This window comes from Pontitalea aquivivens (assembly GCF_046507575.1).
GTDB classification, from domain to species: Bacteria; Pseudomonadota; Alphaproteobacteria; order Rhodobacterales; family Rhodobacteraceae; genus Pontitalea; species Pontitalea aquivivens.
Window position 1 is genome coordinate 1 of the sequence record NZ_JBKFEY010000064.1, and the last position, 3,579, is coordinate 3,579.

A 3,579-nucleotide genomic window follows, 5' to 3' on the forward strand; every position below is an offset into this window, starting at 1 on the left:
AGCAGCTCCGGACGCACGCATGGGTGAAACGCTACAGCCGGTCACGCCGCGGTTCAACCGCTCCCTGAGGGTCGAGTGCCGGGAAGACCGGCTGACGGGTGAGCCCGGCGCGGTGCTCTTGCGCGAGATCCTTGAGTCCAGCGGGATCGTAGACTGGGTGAGAGCGCGGCTGAAGGATCCACGGCGGCAGGCGGATGTGCTGCACGACCTGCCGTCGCTGTTGCGGACCGCGGTGTTGCTGGCGGCACAGGGCTGGCGCGATCATGATGACGCCGATGCGCTGCGTCTCGATCCGGCCATGCGGTTAGCGTGCAGTTCCTCGGCCGGATTGACCCCGCTGGTGGTGGAACCGGGGCTGGCCTCGCAGCCGACGCTGTCGCGCTTCACGGCTATCATGGCGCAGGCCGGCAACCTGGAGGCGCTCCGCGACGGCGTGCTGGAACTCGCCGCGCGTGGCTTGCGGGCCGAGAACGGCGGGCGGAAGCGCCCGCGGGTGACGCTCGACGTCGACAGCCTGCCGATCGAGGTGCATGGCCACCAACCGAAGGCCGAGTGGAACGGCCATTACAACGCCCGCATCTACCACCCGCTCATCACCTCCATCGCCGAGACCGGCGACATGCTGGACGGGCGCCTGCGGCCGGGCAATGTCGGCACCGCGGATGGGGCGCTGGACGTGATCCTCGACGTGGTCGACCGGGCGCAGGGTGAACTGTGCAAGGTGGCGATGGTGCGCATGGATGCGGGCTTTCCCTCGCCGAAGCTGCTGGCGGGCCTGGAGGCCAGGAATATCGACTACGTCGCCCGGCTGCGTGCCAACCCCGCGCTCGACCGTCTGGCCGCGCCCTACATGAAACGACCGCGCGGGCGGCGCCCCAACAAGCCACGGCTGTGGACCCATGTGCTGAAGTATCAGGCCGAGAGCTGGGACAAGCCCCGCCGGGTGATCCTGGTGGTCAAGGAGCGCCCCGACGATCTGCTGCTCGACCGCTTCTTCCTCGTCACCTCGCTGACCTGGCGGCAGATGGCGAGCTGCGAGGTGCTCGAACATTACCGGGAGCGCGGCAAGGCCGAGGGCCACATGGGCGAGCTGAAGGATGTGCTGGATCCTGCCCTGTCATCCACGAACCGCCCCAAGACCCATGTGCGCGGTCGCAAGCCGCGCTCGACCACGCCAGCTGTCGATGCCTTCGCCTGCAACGAGGTCCGGATGCTGATCTCGATGATGGCCTATCAGCTGATGCACATCGCCCGCCGCGCCATGGCGCGCGCCACCAACACCGGCTGGAGTTTGCGCCGCCTGCGCGAGCGCGTCCTGCGTGCTGGTGCCCGGCTGATCATCTCAGCCCGCCGCATGACATTGACCCTCTCCACCGCCGCCGCAGGCTTCTGGGCCATCCTCTGGCCCGAGATCATGACGTTGCAATGGGCGGCAGATCCGTAGTCGCGCACCCCACTGCCGACATCGCTGCTTGCCAACCCGCCCATAGGCGGCCTGAACGCCTGCGCGCTCACCACGCCAAAACGCGCCAAACTGGCCATCAGCCACCGATCTGTGCCGAGGTATGCGCCGACCCGCCCAACTTGGCCCCGGTGCCGTGCTCAGGCCGCCCGATCACCCCAGCTCAGGCGCCTGAAGCGGCCGCGCAGACCCCTCCGGCGAATAAGGCGGGATCATTCATCTGGAGCGGGCGACAGCGCGGCTGGCGCAAGTCAGGCGCCTGCGTCAAGAACTGCCGATCGCACCCAGCATCATGAAGGCGGTCGACGGGGCAAGCATGACGGGGCCGCAACAGGCCCATTACAAGCGTCATCTGCTACGTCCGTCCTATCCGTTTCCCCTGCGGCCTGCCGAAGTCGCGACATTTCTTAGCCATCGCGCCTGTTGGCAGGCCATTGTCAATCAAGGGTTGGATGCCGCCCTGATCCTTGAAGACGATGTTGCGCTGGAAGAACCTGCTTTTTCGCGGGCGCTTGAAGCCGCACAGGCACTGATGGTTCAGGGCGATATGGTTCGGTTTCCGATCAAGATGCGGGAAAAGCCGGGTAAGATCCTTTCTGCGGGCGTCGATCCCTGCGTGATGGTGCCGCGGTCGATAGGTCTTGGCATGGTGGTGCAGATTGTGACGCGCGATGCGGCGCGGGTGCTGCTGGAAAAGACCCGGCACTTTGATCGCCCGGTAGATACATATCTGCAGATGCGCTGGGATCACGGCCTGCGCGTTCTGACGGTCTGGCCGTCGGGGGTCCGGGAAATCTCAGCGGATCTGGGGGGAAGTCTTATCGGCAAGCGGAGGGGGCTTTGGGACCGTATTCGGCGCGAAATCCTTCGCCCGTTATATCGGCTACAGCTGTCTCTTTACCAGCGCGTGAAGGGCGGTAAACGATGAACAAGGCCAGAAAAGTTTTTCGCTACTGGAAAGCGCGCCTTCAGCCCGGCCCGGCGTTACCGTTCTTCTGGCATGTGGGAAGACCGAATTTTGGCGATGACATCAACCCCGCATTTTTCCGCGCCGCCGTGGGCAGGCCCGTGCGGTTGGAAACCCGGCGTGACAGGGCGCATTTTCTGGGCATGGGAAGCATCCTTGATCGGGCGAATGCCGCATCGACGGTGCTGGGATCGGGTTGCCTTTTGCCTCCTGTCGCCGGAAGTCTGAACCCCGGTCGGGTTGTCGCTGTGCGGGGCGAATTGTCGCTGGCTGGCCTTGCGCGGGCCCAGGGGGTCTTGCTGGGCGATCCGATGGTGCTTTTGAACCTGATCGCCCCGTTTCGCGTCCAGCGCGACGGCCCGGTTGGTCTGGTCCCCCATGTTTCCCAGGTCGGCCGTGCGCGGCGTATGAAGATCCCGGGGGTCAAGATCATCGACCCTGGCCACACCCCCTGGCACGTCATCGGCGAAATCGCGGGCTGTTCGCGTATTTACAGCCAATCCCTACACGGGCTGATCGCCGCCGATGCGCTGGAAATCCCCAATGTCTGGATTGCGCCGGGCCCGAACATGGCAGGGGACAGGTTCAAGTTTCTCGACTATTTTTCAACGCTGGACACGGGTAAGGAACCACACCCGTTTGATATGGAAACATTCACCCGGTCGCCGGCCCATGTCTTCAAGGTCGGCCGATACATGTATGACAAGAAAATTTATCTTGATGCCATCCGGCACGCCGTTTCGATACAAGCACAGGATCTGAGATGAGTCAGAAAGCCCGCGCGGACAGACCTTTGCACCAGATGATCTTGCGATTTCGCACCGGCCCACAGCGCCGCCTGCGGATGTGGGCCGCGTCCCGCAAACGGGCGCGCAGCACATCCTGCTTTGTCGCGGTGACCGGCAGTTCGGGCAAGTCGACCACCGTCGGCCTGCTCTCACATATCCTGCAGGCACATGCACCGACCCGGCGTCAAATGCTGAGTAATACGGTAAACAGGCTGATACGCACCCTGAAATACCACCAGCCCGAAGAACGCTTTGTCGTGGCCGAGCTTGGCGTCGGCGGCAAAGGCGACATGGCACCGATGGCGAACATGCTGCAGCCTGATGTCGCCATCGTGACGATGGTCGGAACCGAGCATTATTCA

At 64.2% G+C, this 3,579-nt stretch carries 4 protein-coding genes; all 4 read left to right on the plus strand.

What is annotated here, in order from left to right; all coding sequences use genetic code 11:
- Positions 1–1,444: IS1380 family transposase (locus tag ACK8OU_RS19950; RefSeq protein WP_410305078.1), on the plus strand; the 1,444-nt coding region annotated here is incomplete at its 5' end.
- 238 nt (positions 1,445–1,682) lie between these two features.
- Complete coding sequence (locus tag ACK8OU_RS19955) at positions 1,683–2,390, plus strand: glycosyltransferase family 25 protein (protein WP_410305080.1); 708 nt, start codon at positions 1,683–1,685, stop codon at positions 2,388–2,390.
- Positions 2,391–2,572: 182 nt separating this feature from the next.
- Entirely contained in the window at positions 2,573–3,196 is a 624-nt protein-coding gene (locus tag ACK8OU_RS19960) for a polysaccharide pyruvyl transferase family protein (RefSeq protein ID WP_410305079.1), read from the plus strand.
- A 35-nt stretch (positions 3,197–3,231) separates the two neighbouring features.
- Positions 3,232–3,579 (plus strand): Mur ligase family protein (locus ACK8OU_RS19965; RefSeq protein ID WP_410305081.1); only part of this gene is annotated, 348 nt, incomplete at its 3' end.

Coding starts and splice junctions, on each gene's coding strand:
- ACK8OU_RS19960 (WP_410305079.1), top strand. CDS start 2,573: ATGGGAAGCATCCTTGATCGGGCGAATGCCGCATCGACGGTGCTGGGA.